The sequence below is a fragment of the Allobosea sp. NPDC055594 genome (genome assembly GCF_053618995.1).
The window spans coordinates 1-17,965 of the sequence record NZ_JBSHIO010000031.1 but is presented as its reverse complement, the minus strand read 5'-3'; the positions used below and the strand labels follow the sequence as shown (position 1 = coordinate 17,965).

The following is a 17,965-nucleotide window of genomic DNA, read 5'->3' as shown; positions in this document are numbered from 1 at the left end:
TGCCGCACAGGCCGAAGCCGCCGGCCATGATGGTCATGCCGTCCTTGACGATGCCGGCGAGAGCCGCCGCCGCATCGGGATAGACCTTCTTCATCATGGACTGAATTCCACTTCGGCATTTTTTTGATCTGGTGAAGGGCGAATAGGTGCTAAGCTAATCTTATCTCTGATCGCATGACCTTCCCGGTCGAACTTCTTTGGAAGAAATCATTTTCTACGAAGATGATTTCCTTCGGATATTTGTAGCGCGCGATCCGGCCCTGATAGAGCGCCGCGACCTCGTCATGCTCGAGTGTCTGATCCCGCTTGACGACCAGGAGAACCGGTATCTCGCCCCACTCCTTGTCCGGCCTGCCGATGAGAACGGCCTCCTCGATGCGCGTCGAAGCCAGAACCAGCTGCTCGATCTCGGCTGGATAGATATTTTCGCCGCCCGATTTGATGAGGTACTTCTCGCGACCGACATATTCGAGTTCTCCACCGGGATGGCGGATGAACTGGTCGCCCATATGGTACCAGCCGTCCCGGAAAGCGGCAGCGGTCGCGGCCGGGTCGCCGAAATACCCGCTGAACAGGCTCGGCCCGCGCATGCTCAGGACGCCCGGCTTCCCGATGGGCGCTTCCTGGCCATCCTCGTCGAGCAAGCGGATGCGGCAGAGCGCGCTTTGCCGCTTGAGGAACTTATCCGGGAGAGCCCCGATCGGGAGCTTTCCACCGCTGGCGGGCGCCATACCGGTTTCCGTTGAGGCGAAGGAGTTGAGGAAGGGCGCCTGGAGCGCCTGCGTGATGGCCGCGATGTCCTCGCGCGGCACCAGATCGGCCATGCTGCCGACGAGGCGCACTTGTCCCGCGGGGATTTCGTGACGGGCGAGTTCCGCGGCCATGCGGCCGACCGTGCCGGCAAGCGAGAGCCAGCCGATCTGGTTTTCGGAGACAGTCTTGGCGATCGCTTCCGGCTTGAAGCCGTCGACAACAATGACTTTCCCGCCTTGCATCAGCGTGGCGAGGGAGCTGTCGTTCGCACCGATATGGAAGAACGGCGCCCAGGCAACAAAGGCCAGCCCAGGAACGAGAATGCCGTCGGCGACGCTGATCGCTGCGCGGGCGATCAGCGCCCGGTGGCTGATCAGCGCCGCCTTTGCTCGCCCCGTCGTACCGCTGGTGTTCAGAAGCGTGAGCCCGTCCTCCGGCTCGGCCAGGCATGGTGCGGCGGCAGCGCAGTTAGCGGCGGCATGGCTTTCATAGGCCTCGCCGAAGACCAGACACGGGATGCCGCTATGATTGATCGCGGCAAATGCGCTGGCATGCCGTTCCGAGACCAAAGCAAGTGCCGGCCCGGCCAATCGTACGCAGGAGTCCAGTTCCGCCCTGGCAAGCCGCCAGTTCAGGCAGGCGACGATCGCTCCCAGATGGGCGGCAGCGAGGACGATTTCGAGATATTCGTTGCGGTTTTCCGAGAGCACGGCCAGCCGGTCGCCTCGGCCTATGCCATTCAGGGCCAGGAAACATACGAGGCCGTCGACCCGGCGGCCGAGCTCGGCATAGCTCCATTGCCGGCCCTCATGCTCGAGCGCGATGGCGTCGCCCCTGGCCCGCACCTGCTCGCGAAACAGGTCCGCCACGGTGAGGGACGCGGCAACCGCGTGGGCGCCCGGAGGCGATATGATGCCTGTCATGGTGTCCATCATCTGCTGAGCCGGCCAGTTCGCGGGAGTTGGCGAGGGCCGGTGTCGCGAGCGCTAACTCGCCAAAACGATATCGACGAAGCCAGTGGCGTGGATGCCGCGTTCGTTGGCTCCGCAGATCTCGACACGGAGCGCGAGGCCCGAAGGCGAGGCGGTCTTCTCGACGATCCTGCCTGTCAGCTTCAAGGTATCGCCCGGATGATTCTGGCCGCCCAGTCTGACGGAAATCCGCCGCAGCTCCGCTTTTGGTCCAGCCCAATCCGTCACCAGGCGGCTGATCAGCCCGTTCGTCGTGATGATGTTGGTGAAGATATCGGCTGCACCGCGCTTTTTAGCCGCCTCGCAATCATGGTGGATGTCCTCGAAATCGCGGGAAACAATGGCGGAAGAGATGATAAAGCTGCGGCTGATCGCGACCGTCAGCGACGGGATCGCCATTCCCACCGACAGCGCGCTGGCTGCGGCCGAGCTGGGTGCGGGAGCCAAAAGCGCCGGGTTTGTCCGGGGCGCTAGCGTCTCTTCGGGGCGCGCCCTGAACCCAATCTCCGGCTGGTGCGGCTTGAACTTCAGAACGCGATGCAGTTGCCGGCCGACGATATGACCGTCCTCGCCCGAGAACTCGATCGTCGATGTCACGAAAATGCCCGGCCCCAGCCTGGTCGACTTTTCGCCGGAGATCGCCTCGATCGTGCGGCTGGCGGCGACCCGCTCGCCCGGGCGAAGAGCGCGATGGTATTCCTGTTCTGAGTTGGTCGCGACGATCGAGCTATAGCCCTGCGCGTCCAGCTCTGCGTAAAGGGCGGCGGTCAGTTCGTCCGAGCGCCTGCCGACCCCGTAGCCCGGCATCGTCCAGACCTGAAGCATCGCCGGCGGCGCGATCGGCGCGCCAGCGCCGGCGTCGCGATAGGCAGGGTTGGTGTCCCCCAGCACCTCGCACCAATGTCGGATCATGGCGGCGTTGACCGCGTCCGGCGCCGGCGTCGTCGGCCCGCGCCGGCCCACCCAGACCGCCAGCGAATCCGGTGCGGGCGAGGCTGCCGCCATCAGTCGACCTGGAGGCCCGAGTGGCGGATGATCCCGCCCCATCGGGCGGTCTCTGCGGCGACGAAGGCGGCGTAGTCCGCCGCACTGCTATAGCTCGGCAGCCCACCCATCTGCAGGAAACGCGCCTTCTGGCCGGGCCGTTCGAGAAGGAGGCCGATCTCGGCGTTGAGCGCCGTGACGATCGCCGTCGGCGTGGCTTTCGGCAAGAAGGCCCCGACCCAGCTTCCAAATGCGAAGCTCTCGAGCTCGGGCATGGTCTCTTTCATGGTCGGCGTGTCAGGCAGCGTCGGATAACGCTCGGCCCCTGTGGTCGCCAGCAGCCTGACGAGCCCGGACTTCGCCGGCTCGATCGCATTGACCAGGGCGTCGAACATGAACTGGATATTGCCGCCCATCAGGTCGGTCGCCGCAGCGCCGGCACCGCGGTAGTGGACGGCGGTGCTGTTGATTCCGGTGAGCTGGTTGAACCAAATGCCGGCCAGATGCGGCGACTGTCCGATTCCCGGCGTGCCGAAATTGGCCTTGTCGGGGTTCCGGCGGATGTAGTCGACGAACTCGGGCACCGTTCTGGCCGGGATCTCCCGGTTGATGACCAGTGCGTTCGGGCCGACGACCATGTTGGAAACAGGAATCAGATCGTCCGCGCGATAGCGCGGCGCCTTCTGCAAGGCATAGGCGATGCTTTGGGGCCCGACATTGCCCATCAGGATCGCATGCCCGTCGGGCGCCGACCTGACGATGTCGAGCGTGCCGATCGCACCGCCCGCGCCCGGCTTGTTCTCGACGACGACGGCCTGACCCCAGCGCCCCTCGAGATGGGCGGCGAGCAGCCGCGCCATCACGTCGGTCGTGCCTCCCGGGCCCTGTAGCACCACGATCCTGACCACGCCGGACGGTTTCCAGGCAGGCGATTGCTGTTGAGCCTTAACCCTCGGCGCCAGGGCGGCGACCAACGGGGCGGCAATCGCTATGCGCCTCGATATGGCGTGGGACATGACGTTCCTCCTGCCTCGGCCGCTATCTGAAGCGTATACCAATCAGTACTAAAAGATTCGAACGAGATATCAAGCCATTCTGCTCACATGCCGCGCCAGTCGGGCCGGCGCTTTTCCGCGAACGCGGCCGCCCCTTCCCGGGCGTCTGATGATTCGATCACCGGCTGGGTGATCTCCCTTTGACGGTCGAACCGCTCTTCCAGGCTCCAGTCGATCTGCTCGACGATGACACGCTTGGTCGCGGCAACCGATAGCGGCGCATTGGCAATGATCCTGGCAGCCAGCAACCTGGCCTCGGCGAGGGCCTGGCCCGGATCTACCAGGGCATTGACCAGGCCAAAGTGCTCGGCCCTTTCAGCCGAGATCATCTCACCGGTCAGCGCGATCTCCAGCGCGATCCGGGGAGGCACGAGCCGCGGCAACCGCAGCAGTCCACCCGCGGCGGCGGCGAGGCCGCGCTTGACCTCCGGCAGCCCAAACTGGGCATTTCGGGCCGCGACCGCCAGGTCGCAGGCCAGCATGACCTCGAAGCCGCCTGCCAGCGCATAGCCTTCCACCGCCGCGATCAGCGGCTTCTTCGGAGGCGACAGCGTGATGCCGAGCGAACCCCGCCCCTCGATCGTCGGCCGTTCGCCACGCAGGAAGGCCTTCAGGTCCATGCCGGCGCAGAAGTTGCCGCCAGCGCCAGTGAGGATCGCGACACGCAAGGCAGCATCGGCATCGAAGCGGTCGACCGCAGCGCAGACGGCGAGCGACACCTCGCGATCATAGGCGTTGCGCATTTCGGGTCGGTTGATGGTGATGACCATCAACCCGTCCGCGGCTTCGACGAGGACTTTCCCGGTCACGATGATACCCTAGACTGGGCCGCAACTAGGTCGAAGACGGGCAGGACGACGCCGTCGCGGGCCTGCTCGTAGCCGATGCTGACCGGGGTCCCGATCGCGACCGGCTCGTCGGCGCCTCTGCGCAGCCGCCCCAGCGCGCGCACGCCCTCCGCCAGATCGACCGTCAGCAGCGTATAGGGCAGATCGTCGGCAAACCCGGGGTGATAGGCGTGATGACAGACGGTCCAGCTATGGACCACTCCGTGGCCGCTGGCCTCGATCCACTCGAACTCCAGCGAATGGCAGGCGGAACAGACCAGACGCGGATAATGACGCGCTTTTCCGCAGGCGGCGCAGCGCTGGATCAGGTATCTGCCTTGTTTCAGCGCCTCCCAATAGGGCTCGGCGAGCGCCGACTGGCGGGGCAGTGGCTTTTCGGCCTGGACAGCCATGTCTCTATCCTCTCCGCATGATTACGAGCGCGCCGTCGCCCATGTCGCCATAGCCGGTGGCGAGGCCGATCTCGGCGTTCTCGACCTGGGCGCGCCCTCCCTGGCCGCGCATCTGCCTGACCAGTTCGGTGACGTGGTTCATGCCGAGCATGTGAGCTTGCGAGAGCAGGCCGCCATGGGTGTTGAGCGGCAGGTCACCGCCGAGCTTCAGCCGACCGCCCTGGACGAACTGGCCTCCCTCGCCCTTCTTGCAGAAGCCGAGATCCTCGAGTTGGCAGAGGACGATATAGGTGAAGCAGTCATAGATCTCGGCGACGTCGATATCGGCCGGCGTCACCCCCGCCATCCCGAAGGCGCGCGGCGCGGCCTTGGCGATACCGAGCTCCGTCAGGGTGTCGCGCTGGGTGATCGAGCCCGGAGAATCAGGATGCCCTTCCGCGACGCCCATGATCAGGACCGGCGGCTGGCGGCGGTCCCGGGCGCGCTCGGCCGAGGAGACGATGATGGCGGCGCCGCCATCGCTCTCGATGCTGCAATCGAACAGGCGGAACGGATCGGAGATCATCCGGGAGGCCTGATGATCGGCCAGCGTCATCGGCTTCTTCATCAGCGCGTTGTCGTTGAGCATCGCATGCTCGCGGATCGTCACCGCGATTTCGCCGAATTGCTCGCTGGTCGTGCCGTAGAGCTCCATGTGCCGGCGCGCCATCGGGGCGTAAAGCTGGGCGGGAGCGACCGCGCCGAGCGCCAGCTCATATTCGGTGACGTAGTGGAACTGCGGCATGTCGTGGATGCGAACCCCCGCCCTGGCTCCGGAGAAGCCGTTCCGGCCGGCGGTGATCAGCACGTTCTTGCAGATGCCGGCGGAAACCACGGCGGCCGCACACTGGACCGCGGCGATCGGGCTTGCACCACCCATCGGAGTCAGGCCGGAAAAGGCGAGGTCCGGCAGGCCGAAATTGTTGACGAGATCCTCCGCCGGCGCAGCCGATATACCGCAAGGAATGATGCCGTCGATGTCCCGCGGCGTGAGCCCGGCATCGCGGATTGCGATCAGGGCGGACTCGACCTGCAGCGCGAAGGCGCTCTTGCCTGAGCCGCGCGTATAAGCCGTTTCGCCGATGCCGATGACGGCAGCTTTCTCTCTCAACGACATGGATGTTCCATTCCTATTAGGAGAACGCCACGGGCTCAGGCGGCCGTTTCGCAGCCGAACTCGGCAAGGACCTCGGCGGTATGCTCGCCGAGCAGGGGCGGCGGCAGCCGGATAGAAGGCGGCGTCACTGACATCTCGATCGGATTGGCCGGCAGGCGCAGCCAGCCCTCGGTCCTGTGCTCCAGCAGTTGCCAGAAGCCGACGCTCTCAAGATGCGGATCCTGCAGCAGGTCTTCGAGATCGTTGACCACTGCCATCGGGATGTCGGAGCTGCCGCACAGCGCCAGCCATTCGGCATTCGTGCGCGTCAGCAATTGCCGGCCGACCTCGGCCCAGACCCGGCCAATGTCGGCCTGTCGGCCCTTCATCGTCATGAAGCCCGGATCGGCGGCCAGATCGGCGGCGCCGATCAACTCGACGAACTGGCGCCAATGCCCGTCCGTATAGGGCATGAAGCAAAGATAGCCGTCCTTGGTCCGGAATGGCCGCCGCATCGCCCTGCGCACGGGCTCGTAGCCCATAGGCCCGGCCGGCGGCTCGAAGATGCAGCCGCCGAGATGCTCGGCCGCATTGAAGGCCACCATCGTCTCCAGCATCGGCAGCCCGACCAGTTGGCCCTCGCCGGTCCGCTCCCGGTGGAAGAGCGCGAGCATGATGGCGTATGCCGCGTGCACGGCGGTGACCTTGTCGGCCAGGATGGTCGGCATGTAGCGCGGCTCGCCGCCGACCACGGTCTGGAGCATGGCCAGCCCGGAGAGCGCCTGCACGATATCGTCATAGGCAGGTTTGCCGGCATAGAGCCCGGCATCCGAAAAGCCCTTCAGATGGCAATAGACCAGGCGGGGATTGAGCGCAGAGAGCGTCGGGTAGCTCAGCCCGATCCGCTCCGCCGCGGAGGTGCGGACCGAATGGATCAGCACGTCGCTGGCAGCGGCCAGTCGCATCAGGGCGACGCGGCCGGCCTCCGTCTTCAGGTCGAGGACGATGCTGCGCTTGTTCCGGTTGTTGGCCAGAAAAAGCGCGCCCATCTTCTCCGACCGGCGGGGGCCGATCATCCGGGTGACGTCGCCTTCCGGCGCCTCGACCTTGATGACGTCGGCGCCCATGTCGCCGAGATATTGCGCCGCCATCGGCCCGAGAACGACCGAGGACAGGTCGAGCACGCGAAGGCCCCGCAGAGGTCCTGCAACCATCATCGCTGGCTCCCGGTGACGCTGGCCGTCGGCTGACGGCCGAATCCGGGCGCTGAAAAGAGGCTTACGCCTTCTTCGCCGTCCGCCGTGCCGCCTTGGGCATCGGCGTGCCAGCCGGCTGCGCCTCGACCATCGCCAAGATCATTGCCGACAATCCATCGGCGATCTCCTCGATCGAAAGCCGCCCGTCCGGGCGGAACCAGACATAGGCCCAACTCACCATCCCGCCGATGCCGAGGGCCGCCAGCCGGGGATCGGAGACTTTGAACTCGCCGGCTTCCATGCCCTGGATCAGGAGGCTGCGCAGCTTGTGGTCGAAATCCCGCCGCATCGCGTTGATGCGCTCGAAATCCTCTGGCGCAAGGTTCTTCTCTTCGCGCGTGAAGATCGCGATATGCATCTGGTTTTCGAGGACGGAGGTGACGAAGCGTCGACCTAAAAGGCGAATCTTCTCGGTCGGCGTGCGTTCCAGTGGCAGCACGCTGTCGATCGCCTTCAGCGCTGAGGCGATGCCCCTCGAGCAGATCTCCGCGAGCAGTTCCGCCTTGGAGCTGAAATGGGCGTAGATGAACGGCTTGGTCACGCCCAGCCGTTCCCCGACTGCTTCGAGCGTCGTCTTCTCGAAGCCCCGCTCGTAGAAGAGCTGGACGGCGGCGTCGATCGTCCGTTCGCGCTTGAGTGCCGCAACCTCGTCCCGGATACCCATCGACGCTGCTGTCCTGGAGTCGGCCATCTGATCCCGCGTTGGTTACCATCCCGGTGAGTAGGACAAGCTTCCCTATATGCTGCCTTGACCGAACTGGCCAGAGCCTGGGGACGAACGCGTTTCTGGCGAGGCTCACACGCATCGAATTGCCTCAGCCCGAACGCTTGCGATTATCCGGCAGCAGGCTGCGGGCGATGATCTGCTTCATCACCTCCGAGCTGCCGCCGCCGATCCGCGCCATGCGGGCATCCACGAAGGCGCGGGCGATCGGATATTCGGACATATAGCCCCAGCCACCGAAGAACTGCAGGCACTGGTCCATGACCTTGCCCTGAAGTTCGGTGGCGTTGAGCTTCGCCATGGCGGCGTCGACCGCATCGAGCCTGGCTTGAAGATGGAGCTCGATGCAGCGGTCGACGAAGACGCGCTGCGCGGCGAGTTCCGTTTTCATTTCCGCCAGCTTGAACTGGGTGTTCTGGAAATCCGCCAGGGTCTGGCCGAACATCTTGCGCTGGACAGCGTAATCGATCGTCCATTCCAGAGCCGCCTCGGACGCGGCAACGGCGCGGATCGCCTGGACGAGGCGCTCCTGCGCCAGTTCCTTCATCAACTGGTAGAAACCGCGCCCCTCCTCGCCGAGCAGATTGGTCACTGGCACCCGCAGGTCGGAAAAGAACAGTTCGGAGGTATCCTGGGCCTTGCAGCCGATCTTCTCCAGGCGCTGCCCACGCTGGAAACCTGTCCTCTCGGTCTCGACCAGGATGAGGCTGACGCCGCGGGCGCCGGCCTTGGGATCGGTCTTGCAGGCGAGCATCAGCAGATCGGCGCTGTGGCCGGCGGTGATGAAGACCTTCTGGCCATTGATCACATAGTCGTCGCCGTCGCGGATCGCGGTCGTCTTCAGGTTCTGCAGGTCGCTGCCGCCCGAAGGTTCGGTCATCCCGAGCGCCGTCACGACCTCGCCCGCCGCCATCCTCGGCAGCCATGTGCGCTTCTGCTCCTCGGTGCCGTAGTGGAGGAGGTATGGAGAGATGATCTCGGAATGGAGATAGAAGGTCGGGCCGGTCGCGCCGGCGCGCGCCATCTCTTCGATGATGATGGCGCCGTGCAGGAAGTCGCCGCCCATGCCGCCATATTCGGCGGGGATCGCCGTGCACAGGAGCCCGGCCTCGCCGGCTTTGCGCCAGAGCGCGCGCGGCACCATCCCTTCCTTCTCCCAGGCGGCATGATGGGGCGTGATCTCGGTGGCGATGAAACGGCGCACCGAGTCGCGGATGATTTCATGTTCCTCGGAGAACAGCGTGCGCGGGATCATCTCGGGCGACTCCAGAAGGACTTCATGACGTGCGCCGGCGCTGGCGGGCACGCCGCAATTCGAGAGCCAGCGCCTCGCGATATTCGCGCGGATCGAGCTCCAGCCCGTAGCGAGGGCTGTCGGGATAGTTGCGGACGATGGCTGCGCGTTCCCGCGCGATGCCGTCCTTCATCTCCGCGTCCTCCGGCGCGGCGACCTCGCCCGCCTCGATGGCCGCCACCCATTCGGCCTGGTCGTCCATCATGCGGATGTTGCCGCCCCCGCCGACATTGAAGAAGCCGAGGAAATAGAGCCCGGGAGCGCCGGGGTGCACGACGCGCAGGTAGAGGTTCAGCCAGCGGCCGTCGACCGGGGAGAGATCGGCACCCAGGAAGGGCAGTTCGACATCGTATCCGGTGGCGGCGATCATCGCGTCGAAGCGCTGCGAGCTGCCATCGACGAAGTGCACCTCATCGCCCCTGACCTCCGCGATCCCTGGTCTGGCGGTGATGCGTCGCCAGACGAAATGCGCCATCAGCGAGGGGTGGCTGGCAGGGTGGGTGCGCGTCTTCGGCGTTACAAAGCCCCATTGCTCCATCCGTCCATGCACAGCCCAGGTGATGGTTTCCCGGATCCAGCGGCGCAGCGGCCAGGGCATCCAGCGCTTCTCGACCTTCGCCAGGAAACGCGAGGTCGGCTTGCCGAACAGCACGCGCGGCATGATCAGCACGGGCGAGCGGGCCGCGATCGTCGTCGAACCCGCCACAGTGCAGATATCGGCTGCGATGTCGCAGGCGCTGTTCCCGACACCGACCACCAGGACATGCTTGTCACGGAAGGGCTCGGGCACGCGATAGCTGTGGGCGTGCAGATATTCGCCGGCGAACTTCTCCGCGAAGGCGGGATGGCTCGGCGTTCCCTGATGGCCGGTCGCGACCACCACGGCGTCGAACCGTTCCGCATCGCCGCCCTGACTCGACACGAGCCAGGTCCCTTTTCCGGCCCGCTCGACATGGGCCACCGGCGTCCGGAAACGGATATGGCGCTTGAGGTCGAAGCGTTCGGCATAGGCGTCCAGATAGGCCGCCATCTGCATATGGTTCGGATAGATCGGCGAGCCTTCCGGAAACGGAAAGTCCTTATAGGCCGTGACGCTCGCTTCCGAATTGACGTGCAGCGAGCGATAGGCCGGGCTGAGGCCATTGTCGTTCTCGTAGACCCATAGACCGCCGACCGTGGAGCCGGCCTCGAAGACCGTGACCTCGATGCCGCGCGCAAGCAGGTGCTTGGCGGCGCAAAGCCCCGCCGCGCCCGCCCCTATCACCGCTATGCGCCGTCCTGCTTGCGCCATCGCCCAGTCCCTCTCGATCGCCGCCTTCAGGCGGACGCCGCCGACTCGACCTCGAACCAGAAATCGAGGACATCGCCAGTGCGCTGCTCGGCGAAGCGGGTCGTGACCCGCGTTCCGATCGCGAGCTTCTTTGCGGCTTCCGCCGGGTTTGTGAGGTCGACGCCCTTGAAGAAGCCGCCGATGGCCGTGTCGGCGCCGTCGAGCATGACGTAGCCAAAGGCGTAGGGCGGCGGCGGCAGGCCCTGGAACTCCTCATAGACCATGGTGAAGGCCTCGATGCGGCCGCCGGGGCCGACCTCGACCCATTCGGTCGTCGGCTTCAGGGTCTGGTCGGAGAAGGCCCGCGGCGGCACCAGCACGCGCCCCGAACTCGCGCAGCGGCGACCGTAGATCTTCTTGTTGTCGCGGATCTGGCCGTAGAACCAGCTCGCCGTCTCGCCCAGCGCGTGCCGGTAGGTGATGTTCCACGTCTCGTGGCGCGTCATCAGTTCCATGATCGTGCTTCCTTTTTCGAATTCTCAGGCCTCGACGACCATGGTTCCGAAGAATTGGTGATCGCCGCCATTGCCGCTGGCGATGCCGATTTTCGCACCTTTGACCTGGTGGCCGCCGGCTTTGCCGCGCACCTGCAGCGCCACTTCGGCGACACGGATCATTGCGGTAACGGCGATGGCGTTGGTGCAGAGCGTGCCGCCCGACGGGTTGACCGCGACCTCGCCCTCGATGTTGTAGGCGCCCTCGCGCAGCGGCCTGACCGATTTGCCCAACTCCGCGAGGCCGGCCGCCTCGATCGAGTGGAATTCGGTGTTGCTGAAGGGTGCATAGAGCTCGGCGACGTCGACCTGCTTCCGCGGATCGGTGATGCCGGCCATCTTGTAGGCGCGCTTGAAGGCGCCGGCGAGCGCATGGGCGTCAGCATGGTCGGCGGTGAAGCCCTCCCCCATGCGGTCGCCGAGATAGTAGCTCTCGGAGCAGTGACCCAGGCCGGTGATCCAGACCGCGTCGAGATTGCGGTCCTTGATGTACTTCTCCGAGGCCAGCACCATGGCGCCGCCGCCGCTCGATTGCGGGCAGCAATCGAACAGCTTCACCGGCCAGGAGATGTAGCGCGAGGCCAGCACCTCCTCGATCGTCGTCTGCTTGCGCAGATGGGCGTTGGGATTGAGCGAAGCGTGGCGGCGATTCTTGACCACCACGGCCGCCATGTCCTCTTCGGTCATGCCGTATTTGTGGGCGTAGCGGATGCCCGACATCGCCAGCATGGTGATGGTTCCGAGCGGCAGCGAGCGCTCATAGATCGGGTCCCAGATCTTGTTGAGCACGGTCTGGCTGTCGCCGCACTCTCCGACCTTGTCGGCACCGGCGGTCATGATCACGTCGCAGGCACCGGCGGCGATGTGGTAGTACGCCGCTGCGACCGAGGAGATCCCGGTCGCGCCGCCGGTGTTGATCCGCAGGAAGCGCTTGTTACGCGCGCCGACGGCATCGACGCCGAGGCGCTCGGCGTTGCCGATGCCGACCATCGCGTCGGGCGAAAGCGAGTAGACGATGGCCTCGATCTCATCGAGTTCGAGCGAAGCGTCGGCCAGCGCGAGATTGACGGCCTCGCGGACCAGGTCGGGATAGCTGGCATCGTCGCGGCGCGGCTTGAAGGCGGATTGGCCAATGCCGATGATGCCGACGCGGGGGGTGCTGGTCATGGGCGTCTCCTCACCGGTCCTGGCCGAGAACGATCACGGTCTGGTACTGCATCGCGGCGCCGCTCGCGGCGTGCGCGAGCGCAGTCCTGGCGCCGACGATCTGGTTGGCGGCCTTGCCACGGATCTGGGCAGCGGCTTCCGCGATGCGCATCAGGCCGGTGCAGTAGATGGCGTTGGCGGCACGAGTGCCGCCCGACGGATTGATGGGCAGCCGTCCGCCAGGGGCGAACGCGCCGGCAGCGACATCCTTCTGCCAGTCGTGGCGCGAGGAGAGGCCGAGCCCCTCGAGGACGAGCAACTCCTGATAGGGCGTATGGTCGTCGATCTCGGCGACGTCGAATGCGGCCCCGGGATCGGCGATAGCCGCCTCGGCATAGGCCTGCCCGGTTGCGGCCTCGAGTGCCGGCGCGCCGGCGAGGTCGCGGTCGCCGAGGAACCCCGGCTCGGTCGCCCAGCCCATGCCCCGGACCCATGCCGGCTGCGCGATGGCATGTTCGGCCACGAAATCCTCGTCCGCCAGCACGATCGCGACGACGCCGGTCGCCGGAGGCGCAACCATCTCGGCAGTGAGCGGCCAGCGACCCGGGGTGGTCTCGGACCCGGCTGTGGCCGCCGGGCGGAGCGCAGCGAGCGAACGGGCGAGCTCGTGCACGCCCTCAACCTTGCCGGCGAGCGCGGTCGCCTGCAGCGCGTAGGAGGCAAGATCGTCCTGCGGGAGACGACGGTGGAAATAGGGGTCGGCCGCAAGCCGCTCGACCTCCGGGATCGAATGGGCTTCGACCGGGCTCCAGGCCACCACCAATTGGGTGCGATATTGCCCACTGGCGACGCGCAGCGCCCCCATCACGAAGGCATGTTCGCCAGCCGAGGGCGTCGACAGGATGTCGCGGTCGACACCGCCGACCGAGCCGGACGCCATCATGACGGAAATCGCCCGACCATCGAGCTGATCGTTGGCGGCCACCACGATGCCGTCGATCGCAGCCATATCGAAGCCGGCATCGGCCAGAGCCTTCTGCGTCGCCTCGTAGATGAGTTCTTCCAGCGAGCGGTCCGGCCGGTCGAGCGGCGCGCCGATGGCGCTGCCGATGACGGCCACTTTTCGATGAAGGGCCATGGGGCTACCTTGCTGCGGTTTGTGGGCGGGAAGGGGCGAGGACAGCGGATGCATCCTCGCTCCAGGCGGGCTTGAGGAAAGTGTCGTCTGCGCTCTGGATCGAGGTGCGCGCCTGCGGCGCCTTGCCGTTGATCAAGGCCGGGAACACGGCTTCCAGTTCGCCCTGGGCGCTGCGGCGCACCAGCCTGCGCTCGGAGACGCGGTCGAGGCGCAGCGCTTCGGCAAGGTCGAGCACCGGCGAAATGCAGCAATCGGCCTGTGCGAACCGGGCGAGGCATTCGTCGAGCGGCAGCGCTCCGAAATACTCGGTCAGATCGGCGATGAGTCCGGCCTGCGGCAACGCCTCCCGCTGGCGCGCGATCCAGTCGGGACGGCCCGCCGCCTCGCAGAAGGCCACCCAGAATTTCGGCTCGACCGAACCCAGCATCACGAAGCGGCCATCGGCCGTCGGGTAGACCTGATAATAGGCGGCGCCGCCGTTCAGATAGGTCTCGGCGCGGGCAGGCACGGTCCGGTTCACGCCGTAATCGGCGATCTGCAGCAGTTGCAGCGGCATGATGACATCGGCCAGGGCGAGGTCGATCGCGCAGCCCTTGCCCGTGGCATGACGCGCATTCACCGCACCGAGAATGGCGATGGTCGCAAACAGAGCGCCCGACATGTCGGCGACCGGTGGGTCGTAGACGACCGGCCGATCATAGCCGTTGCGGTGCAGCACGCCGGCCAGCGCCAGGTAATTGCCGTCATGCCCGGCACTCTTCGCCATCGGGCCGCCGGCGCCGTAGCCGCTGATCGAGCAATAGATCAGCCGGGCGTTGATTGCGCTGAGCGTCGCATAGTCGAGGCCAAGCCGCGCCATCACGCCCGGGCGGAAGCCCTCGATCAGGATGTCGGCATCGGCGACCAGTTCGAGGAGTTCAGCGCGCTCCTCCGCCGTCTTGAGATTGACGCGGAAACAGCGCTTTCCGGCGTTGAGAACCCGATAGAATATCGACCGGCCGGCGGCGTCCCGGGGGCCGAGATTCTGCATTTCGTCGCCGTTCGGCGGCTCGATCTTGAGGACATCGGCGCCCATATCGGCGAGCAGCAGGCCGGCCAGCGGACCAGGGATGTACTGCGACAGGTCGAGCACTTTCAGCCCGGCGGCAAAGCTGTTCAACTCCGACATCAGAGCACCGCGACCGGGTTGAGCGGGCTGCCGGTTCCGCCGGTGACCGGCAGCGGCGCTGCGACGAACAGGAATGCCGTCGCGCCAGCCTCCGCCAATGGCTTCAGCACCAGCCCTTCGATCAGCGGGATGCCGAAATCGCGGATCAGCCGCTGGTGAACCGGGAACACCGTTCCTTCGGCGAAAGGCAGCACCTCGACGGCGAAATTATCGGCGCCGACGACCGCGACGCCGGCCTCCGCCAGGAACAAGGCGGCCTCGAGATCCAGGCCCGGCTCGCGGTTGAAGTCGGCCTGCTCGCCCGGCTGCTGCGCTTCGAGCCAGCCGGTGCGGACAAGCACGGCGTCACCGGGCTCCAGCCTGAGGCCAGCTCGCTCGAGAGCGGCCTCGACCTGCGCGCGGCCGACGATCTCACTCGGCGCGAGCGGGCCGCCGCCGAGACCGACCAGATCGAGCAGCACGCCGCGCGTCACGATCGGCGGAAACTTGTCGATGCCGCAATGACCGGCGCCGGACGTGCTGCGGACGGAGTTACCGGAAAAGCCGTTATAGAGCTTGTCGCCATACCAGGCGTGGCAAAGCGCATCGATATGCGTGCCGGTATGCAGCGGCAGGACGACGGTATCCTCGGCGAACTGGAAGCCGCCGGGGCGCCTGGAACCGGCGGCATAGTCGCCGCCATCACGCCCCATGAAATGCATCACCTTATGCCGGTGCGACGGCACCAGCAGACGATCCGAGATCGGCTGGGCCAGGCTGATCGGACGACCGGTCCTGACCAGGCTCGCCGCTCGGCGGACCTGCTCCGGGCCGATCAGGTTCAGTGCGCCGCGCTCGTCATCGGGACCCCAGCGACCCCATGCTTCCTCGGCCATGGCTCAGCCCGCCCTTTCGACCAGGGCGACCGCATCGCCCTTCAGGGCGCGCCGCATCACCTTCCCGGTCGCGGTCAGGGGCAGGGCTTCGCAGAGCTCGATCCGATCCGGAACCTTGTATTTGGAGGACATTTCCCGGCAATGCGCCGTCAGCTCTTCGGCCGAGACCGGCCCCTCGGGCACGACGAAGGCGACGACGATCTCGCCGCGTCGGGCATCGGGCACGCCGACGACGCAGGTCTGGCGCACCGCCGGATGCCGGAGCAGGACCTCTTCGATCTCGGCCGGCGAGATGTTGATCCCCGCCTTCTTGATCATCTCTGTGTCGCGGCCGACGAAGACGAAGGCGCCGCCTTCGTCGAGCTGGCCCATATCGCCCGTGCGATAGAAGCCGTCGGCGGTCAGGATCGCCTCGTTCTGGCTCGCGCTCGCGCCCGAATAGCCCGGCGTGACATAGCCGCGGACCTCGGCGAGCCCTGCTTCGCCTTGCGCCACCGCGGCACCCGTCTCAGGGTCGACGAAACGCATCTCGACCCCCGGCAGCGGCGTGCCCTGGCAACGGGCCCGGCGCTCGAGCGGCCAGTGGTGCCAGGTTACGCAGCAATTGCCGTAGGTCTCGGTCGCCCCATAGATGTTGCAGATCTCGGCGGCGCCGAGCCTGGTCGCGGCGTCGACAATGTCCTTCGGGCTGCCGATGGTCACCCCGGTGCGCAGGCTGGCGGTCCGTTCGGGACTGAAGGACGGATCGAGCAGCATGGCGCTGGTCATCGCCGGCAGGGTGTAGATCGCCGTGCAGCGATGCCGCTCGATCAACGCGATCGCCTCGGCCGCGTCGAATTTCTCCTGCAGGACCAGCGTGGCGCCGTGCGTGAACGTCGCCGGCAGCGCATTCGAGCCGCCATAGGCCCAGAACAGCGGCGACGACAGCAGCACGCGGTCCTCGGCACGGAGGCCCTGCCGCTCGCCGATATTGAAGCCGTTCTCGATGATGCCGTGATGGCGCAGCCGCACCGCCTTGGGATGCGAGCTCGACCCGGACGTATAGAGGATCAGCGCATCGTCGATCGCGCTGGCTCCCAGGCCGGGAGGAAGACCGGCTTCAGGACCGTTCTCGGCCAGGAAGCCGCGATAGGCCGTGAAGCCTTGCGGCACCTCGTCGGCGAGGATCACCATCTGGCGAAGCGAGGCGATCTCGGTCGCCTCGCGCAGCACAGTCAGATCGGCGAGGAAATCGCGGTCGCCGAAACGCGGCAAGGCAAAAAGAATGCGAACACCGGAATCGGCCAGGAGGAAGGCGAGCTCCTGCCGCGTCGACCAGGTGCTGAAAGGCACGATAGTCGCCCCGACCGCGCTGGCGCCGAAACTAAGCTCGAGCCATTCCGTCCGGTTGCTGATGAGCAGACCGACGCGGTCGCCGCGCCGCACCCCATTCCGAGCCAGGGCCGACGCGACGCGCGCAGCCCGGCCAGCCATCTCGGCGTAGCTGATGACGCTCTCGTCCGCGATGACCGCCGGGTGCGCGCCGCGCCTGCCCGCCTGCTCGCGCAGGAGGTCGAACAGCGTCCGACTGAAGGGCGCGTCCGTCATCAGGATCTGCCCGCGCTATCCGGAGCAGACCGAACGGCTACGCCGCCGAGGTCGCTGGAGTTCTGCATCAGAGGCCCTTCGTCTTGTCGATCTGATTTGATACTGATGAGTATATCGATGATCTTAATGGTACGCAAGCCTCTGAACGTGCCGATATCGATCTGCGTTCATTTTTTCGGGTTGCGGCAATCGCGGTCGTCGGGACCGCCCTCGGAAGCCTAGCTGCTTGCTTCCGGGCTTTGATGGTGCAGGCTTTTCACAGGAGTGGAAGGATGCGCTATGGGCCAGGTTGATCATGGGAGCGCACGACGACAGCGTCGGTCGGTCGAGCGATACAGCATAGTCAAGAGAGCCTGAGGGCTCTGGCGAAGCACTACGGTATCAACCCGAAGACCGTCGCGAAGTGGAAGAAGCGCAGCTCGGAGGCTGATGTGCCAACGGGGCCGAAGACCCCAACCTCGGCGGTGCTGACGGTCGAGGAAGAGGCGGTGATCATCGCCTTTCGGCGGCACGCCCTTCTGCGGCTCGACGATTGCCTCTATGCGCTGCAGCCGATGATCCCCCGACGTTGACGCGGTCATCCCTGCGTCCCTGCATCGCTGTTTGCAGCGGCATGGCGTCAGCCGCCTTCCGGAAATCGAGGGCGACAAGGAGCCGAAGAAGCGGTTCAAGAGCCATCCGATCGGCGTCTTTCACATCGATCTCGCCGAGGTGCGGACTGCCGAAGGCAGGCTCTACATGTTCGTCGCCATCGGTCGCACCAGCAAGTTCGCCTTCGTTGAGCTGCATCGCGAAGCCAAACAGCGCATGGCGGG

The 17,965-nt window shown here is 66.0% G+C and carries 17 protein-coding genes and 1 pseudogene; 1 reads left to right on the top strand and 17 read right to left on the bottom strand.

What is annotated here, in order from left to right; genetic code table 11:
• The 17 genes from ACWGRX_RS26285 to ACWGRX_RS26205 form a co-directional block, all read right to left on the bottom strand.
• Nucleotides 1-94: CoA-transferase (locus tag ACWGRX_RS26285; RefSeq protein WP_452119956.1), on the bottom strand; the 94-nt coding region annotated here is incomplete at its 3' end.
• Nucleotides 95-149: 55 nt separating this feature from the next.
• Nucleotides 150-1,676 (bottom strand): class I adenylate-forming enzyme family protein, encoded by a 1,527-nt coding sequence (locus ACWGRX_RS26280; RefSeq protein ID WP_452119955.1) that lies wholly within the window; start codon nt 1,674-1,676, stop codon nt 150-152.
• A 63-nt stretch (nt 1,677-1,739) separates the two neighbouring features.
• Complete coding sequence (locus ACWGRX_RS26275) at nt 1,740-2,729, bottom strand: FAS1-like dehydratase domain-containing protein (RefSeq protein WP_452119954.1); 990 nt, start codon at nt 2,727-2,729, stop codon at nt 1,740-1,742.
• On the bottom strand, nt 2,729-3,616 hold the full coding sequence (locus ACWGRX_RS26270; protein ID WP_452119953.1) for a Bug family tripartite tricarboxylate transporter substrate binding protein: 888 nt from the start codon (nt 3,614-3,616) through the stop codon (nt 2,729-2,731). The genes ACWGRX_RS26275 and ACWGRX_RS26270 overlap by 1 nt, the downstream gene beginning before the upstream one ends.
• Before the next feature lie 191 nt (nt 3,617-3,807).
• Complete coding sequence (locus ACWGRX_RS26265; RefSeq protein WP_452119952.1) at nt 3,808-4,572, bottom strand: crotonase/enoyl-CoA hydratase family protein; 765 nt, start codon at nt 4,570-4,572, stop codon at nt 3,808-3,810.
• On the bottom strand, nt 4,569-5,003 hold the full coding sequence (locus ACWGRX_RS26260; protein ID WP_452119951.1) for a Zn-ribbon domain-containing OB-fold protein: 435 nt from the start codon (nt 5,001-5,003) through the stop codon (nt 4,569-4,571). The genes ACWGRX_RS26265 and ACWGRX_RS26260 overlap by 4 nt, the downstream gene beginning before the upstream one ends.
• Before the next feature lie 4 nt (nt 5,004-5,007).
• Nucleotides 5,008-6,159, bottom strand: coding sequence for a thiolase family protein (locus ACWGRX_RS26255; RefSeq protein ID WP_452119950.1), 1,152 nt, complete (start codon nt 6,157-6,159; stop codon nt 5,008-5,010).
• Nucleotides 6,160-6,194: 35 nt separating this feature from the next.
• Complete coding sequence (locus ACWGRX_RS26250; protein ID WP_452119949.1) at nt 6,195-7,352, bottom strand: CaiB/BaiF CoA transferase family protein; 1,158 nt, start codon at nt 7,350-7,352, stop codon at nt 6,195-6,197.
• A 64-nt stretch (nt 7,353-7,416) separates the two neighbouring features.
• On the bottom strand, nt 7,417-8,058 hold the full coding sequence (locus ACWGRX_RS26245; RefSeq protein ID WP_452119948.1) for a TetR/AcrR family transcriptional regulator: 642 nt from the start codon (nt 8,056-8,058) through the stop codon (nt 7,417-7,419).
• Between the two features lie 151 nt (nt 8,059-8,209).
• On the bottom strand, nt 8,210-9,373 hold the full coding sequence (locus tag ACWGRX_RS26240) for an acyl-CoA dehydrogenase family protein (RefSeq protein ID WP_452119947.1): 1,164 nt from the start codon (nt 9,371-9,373) through the stop codon (nt 8,210-8,212).
• Between the two features lie 22 nt (nt 9,374-9,395).
• Complete coding sequence (locus tag ACWGRX_RS26235) at nt 9,396-10,703, bottom strand: flavin-containing monooxygenase (RefSeq protein ID WP_452119946.1); 1,308 nt, start codon at nt 10,701-10,703, stop codon at nt 9,396-9,398.
• Nucleotides 10,704-10,729: 26 nt separating this feature from the next.
• Nucleotides 10,730-11,197, bottom strand: coding sequence for a Zn-ribbon domain-containing OB-fold protein (locus ACWGRX_RS26230; RefSeq protein ID WP_452119945.1), 468 nt, complete (start codon nt 11,195-11,197; stop codon nt 10,730-10,732).
• Between the two features lie 24 nt (nt 11,198-11,221).
• Nucleotides 11,222-12,403, bottom strand: coding sequence for a thiolase family protein (locus ACWGRX_RS26225; protein WP_452119944.1), 1,182 nt, complete (start codon nt 12,401-12,403; stop codon nt 11,222-11,224).
• A 10-nt stretch (nt 12,404-12,413) separates the two neighbouring features.
• Nucleotides 12,414-13,520, bottom strand: coding sequence for a thiolase C-terminal domain-containing protein (locus ACWGRX_RS26220; protein WP_452119943.1), 1,107 nt, complete (start codon nt 13,518-13,520; stop codon nt 12,414-12,416).
• Between the two features lie 4 nt (nt 13,521-13,524).
• Nucleotides 13,525-14,688, bottom strand: coding sequence for a CaiB/BaiF CoA transferase family protein (locus ACWGRX_RS26215; protein WP_452119942.1), 1,164 nt, complete (start codon nt 14,686-14,688; stop codon nt 13,525-13,527).
• Nucleotides 14,688-15,563 (bottom strand): cyclase family protein, encoded by an 876-nt coding sequence (locus ACWGRX_RS26210; RefSeq protein ID WP_452119941.1) that lies wholly within the window; start codon nt 15,561-15,563, stop codon nt 14,688-14,690. Before ACWGRX_RS26210 ends, ACWGRX_RS26215 begins: the two co-directional genes overlap by 1 nt.
• A 3-nt stretch (nt 15,564-15,566) precedes the next feature.
• Nucleotides 15,567-17,150, bottom strand: a complete 1,584-nt coding sequence (locus ACWGRX_RS26205) for a class I adenylate-forming enzyme family protein (RefSeq protein WP_452119940.1) — start codon at nt 17,148-17,150, stop codon at nt 15,567-15,569.
• A gap of 279 nt (nt 17,151-17,429) precedes the next feature.
• On the opposite strand from ACWGRX_RS26205, the pseudogene ACWGRX_RS26200 reads away from it, so the two are divergent.
• A pseudogene (locus ACWGRX_RS26200) lies at nt 17,430-17,965 on the top strand (transposase family protein); the annotation flags it as partial.

Excerpts from the sequence above, each read along its gene's own strand:
- ACWGRX_RS26280 (WP_452119955.1), bottom strand. The coding sequence starts at position 1,676 with ATGACAGGCATCATATCGCCTCCGGGCGCCCACGCGGTTGCCGCGTCC.
- ACWGRX_RS26275 (WP_452119954.1), bottom strand. The coding sequence starts at position 2,729 with ATGGCGGCAGCCTCGCCCGCACCGGATTCGCTGGCGGTCTGGGTGGGC.
- ACWGRX_RS26260 (WP_452119951.1), bottom strand. The coding sequence starts at position 5,003 with ATGGCTGTCCAGGCCGAAAAGCCACTGCCCCGCCAGTCGGCGCTCGCC.
- ACWGRX_RS26255 (WP_452119950.1), bottom strand. The coding sequence starts at position 6,159 with ATGTCGTTGAGAGAGAAAGCTGCCGTCATCGGCATCGGCGAAACGGCT.
- ACWGRX_RS26250 (WP_452119949.1), bottom strand. The coding sequence starts at position 7,352 with ATGGTTGCAGGACCTCTGCGGGGCCTTCGCGTGCTCGACCTGTCCTCG.
- ACWGRX_RS26245 (WP_452119948.1), bottom strand. The coding sequence starts at position 8,058 with ATGGGTATCCGGGACGAGGTTGCGGCACTCAAGCGCGAACGGACGATC.
- ACWGRX_RS26240 (WP_452119947.1), bottom strand. The coding sequence starts at position 9,373 with ATGATCCCGCGCACGCTGTTCTCCGAGGAACATGAAATCATCCGCGAC.
- ACWGRX_RS26235 (WP_452119946.1), bottom strand. The coding sequence starts at position 10,703 with ATGGCGCAAGCAGGACGGCGCATAGCGGTGATAGGGGCGGGCGCGGCG.
- ACWGRX_RS26230 (WP_452119945.1), bottom strand. The coding sequence starts at position 11,197 with ATGGAACTGATGACGCGCCACGAGACGTGGAACATCACCTACCGGCAC.
- ACWGRX_RS26225 (WP_452119944.1), bottom strand. The coding sequence starts at position 12,403 with ATGACCAGCACCCCCCGCGTCGGCATCATCGGCATTGGCCAATCCGCC.
- ACWGRX_RS26220 (WP_452119943.1), bottom strand. The coding sequence starts at position 13,520 with ATGGCCCTTCATCGAAAAGTGGCCGTCATCGGCAGCGCCATCGGCGCG.
- ACWGRX_RS26215 (WP_452119942.1), bottom strand. The coding sequence starts at position 14,688 with ATGTCGGAGTTGAACAGCTTTGCCGCCGGGCTGAAAGTGCTCGACCTG.
- ACWGRX_RS26210 (WP_452119941.1), bottom strand. The coding sequence starts at position 15,563 with ATGGCCGAGGAAGCATGGGGTCGCTGGGGTCCCGATGACGAGCGCGGC.
- ACWGRX_RS26205 (WP_452119940.1), bottom strand. The coding sequence starts at position 17,150 with ATGACGGACGCGCCCTTCAGTCGGACGCTGTTCGACCTCCTGCGCGAG.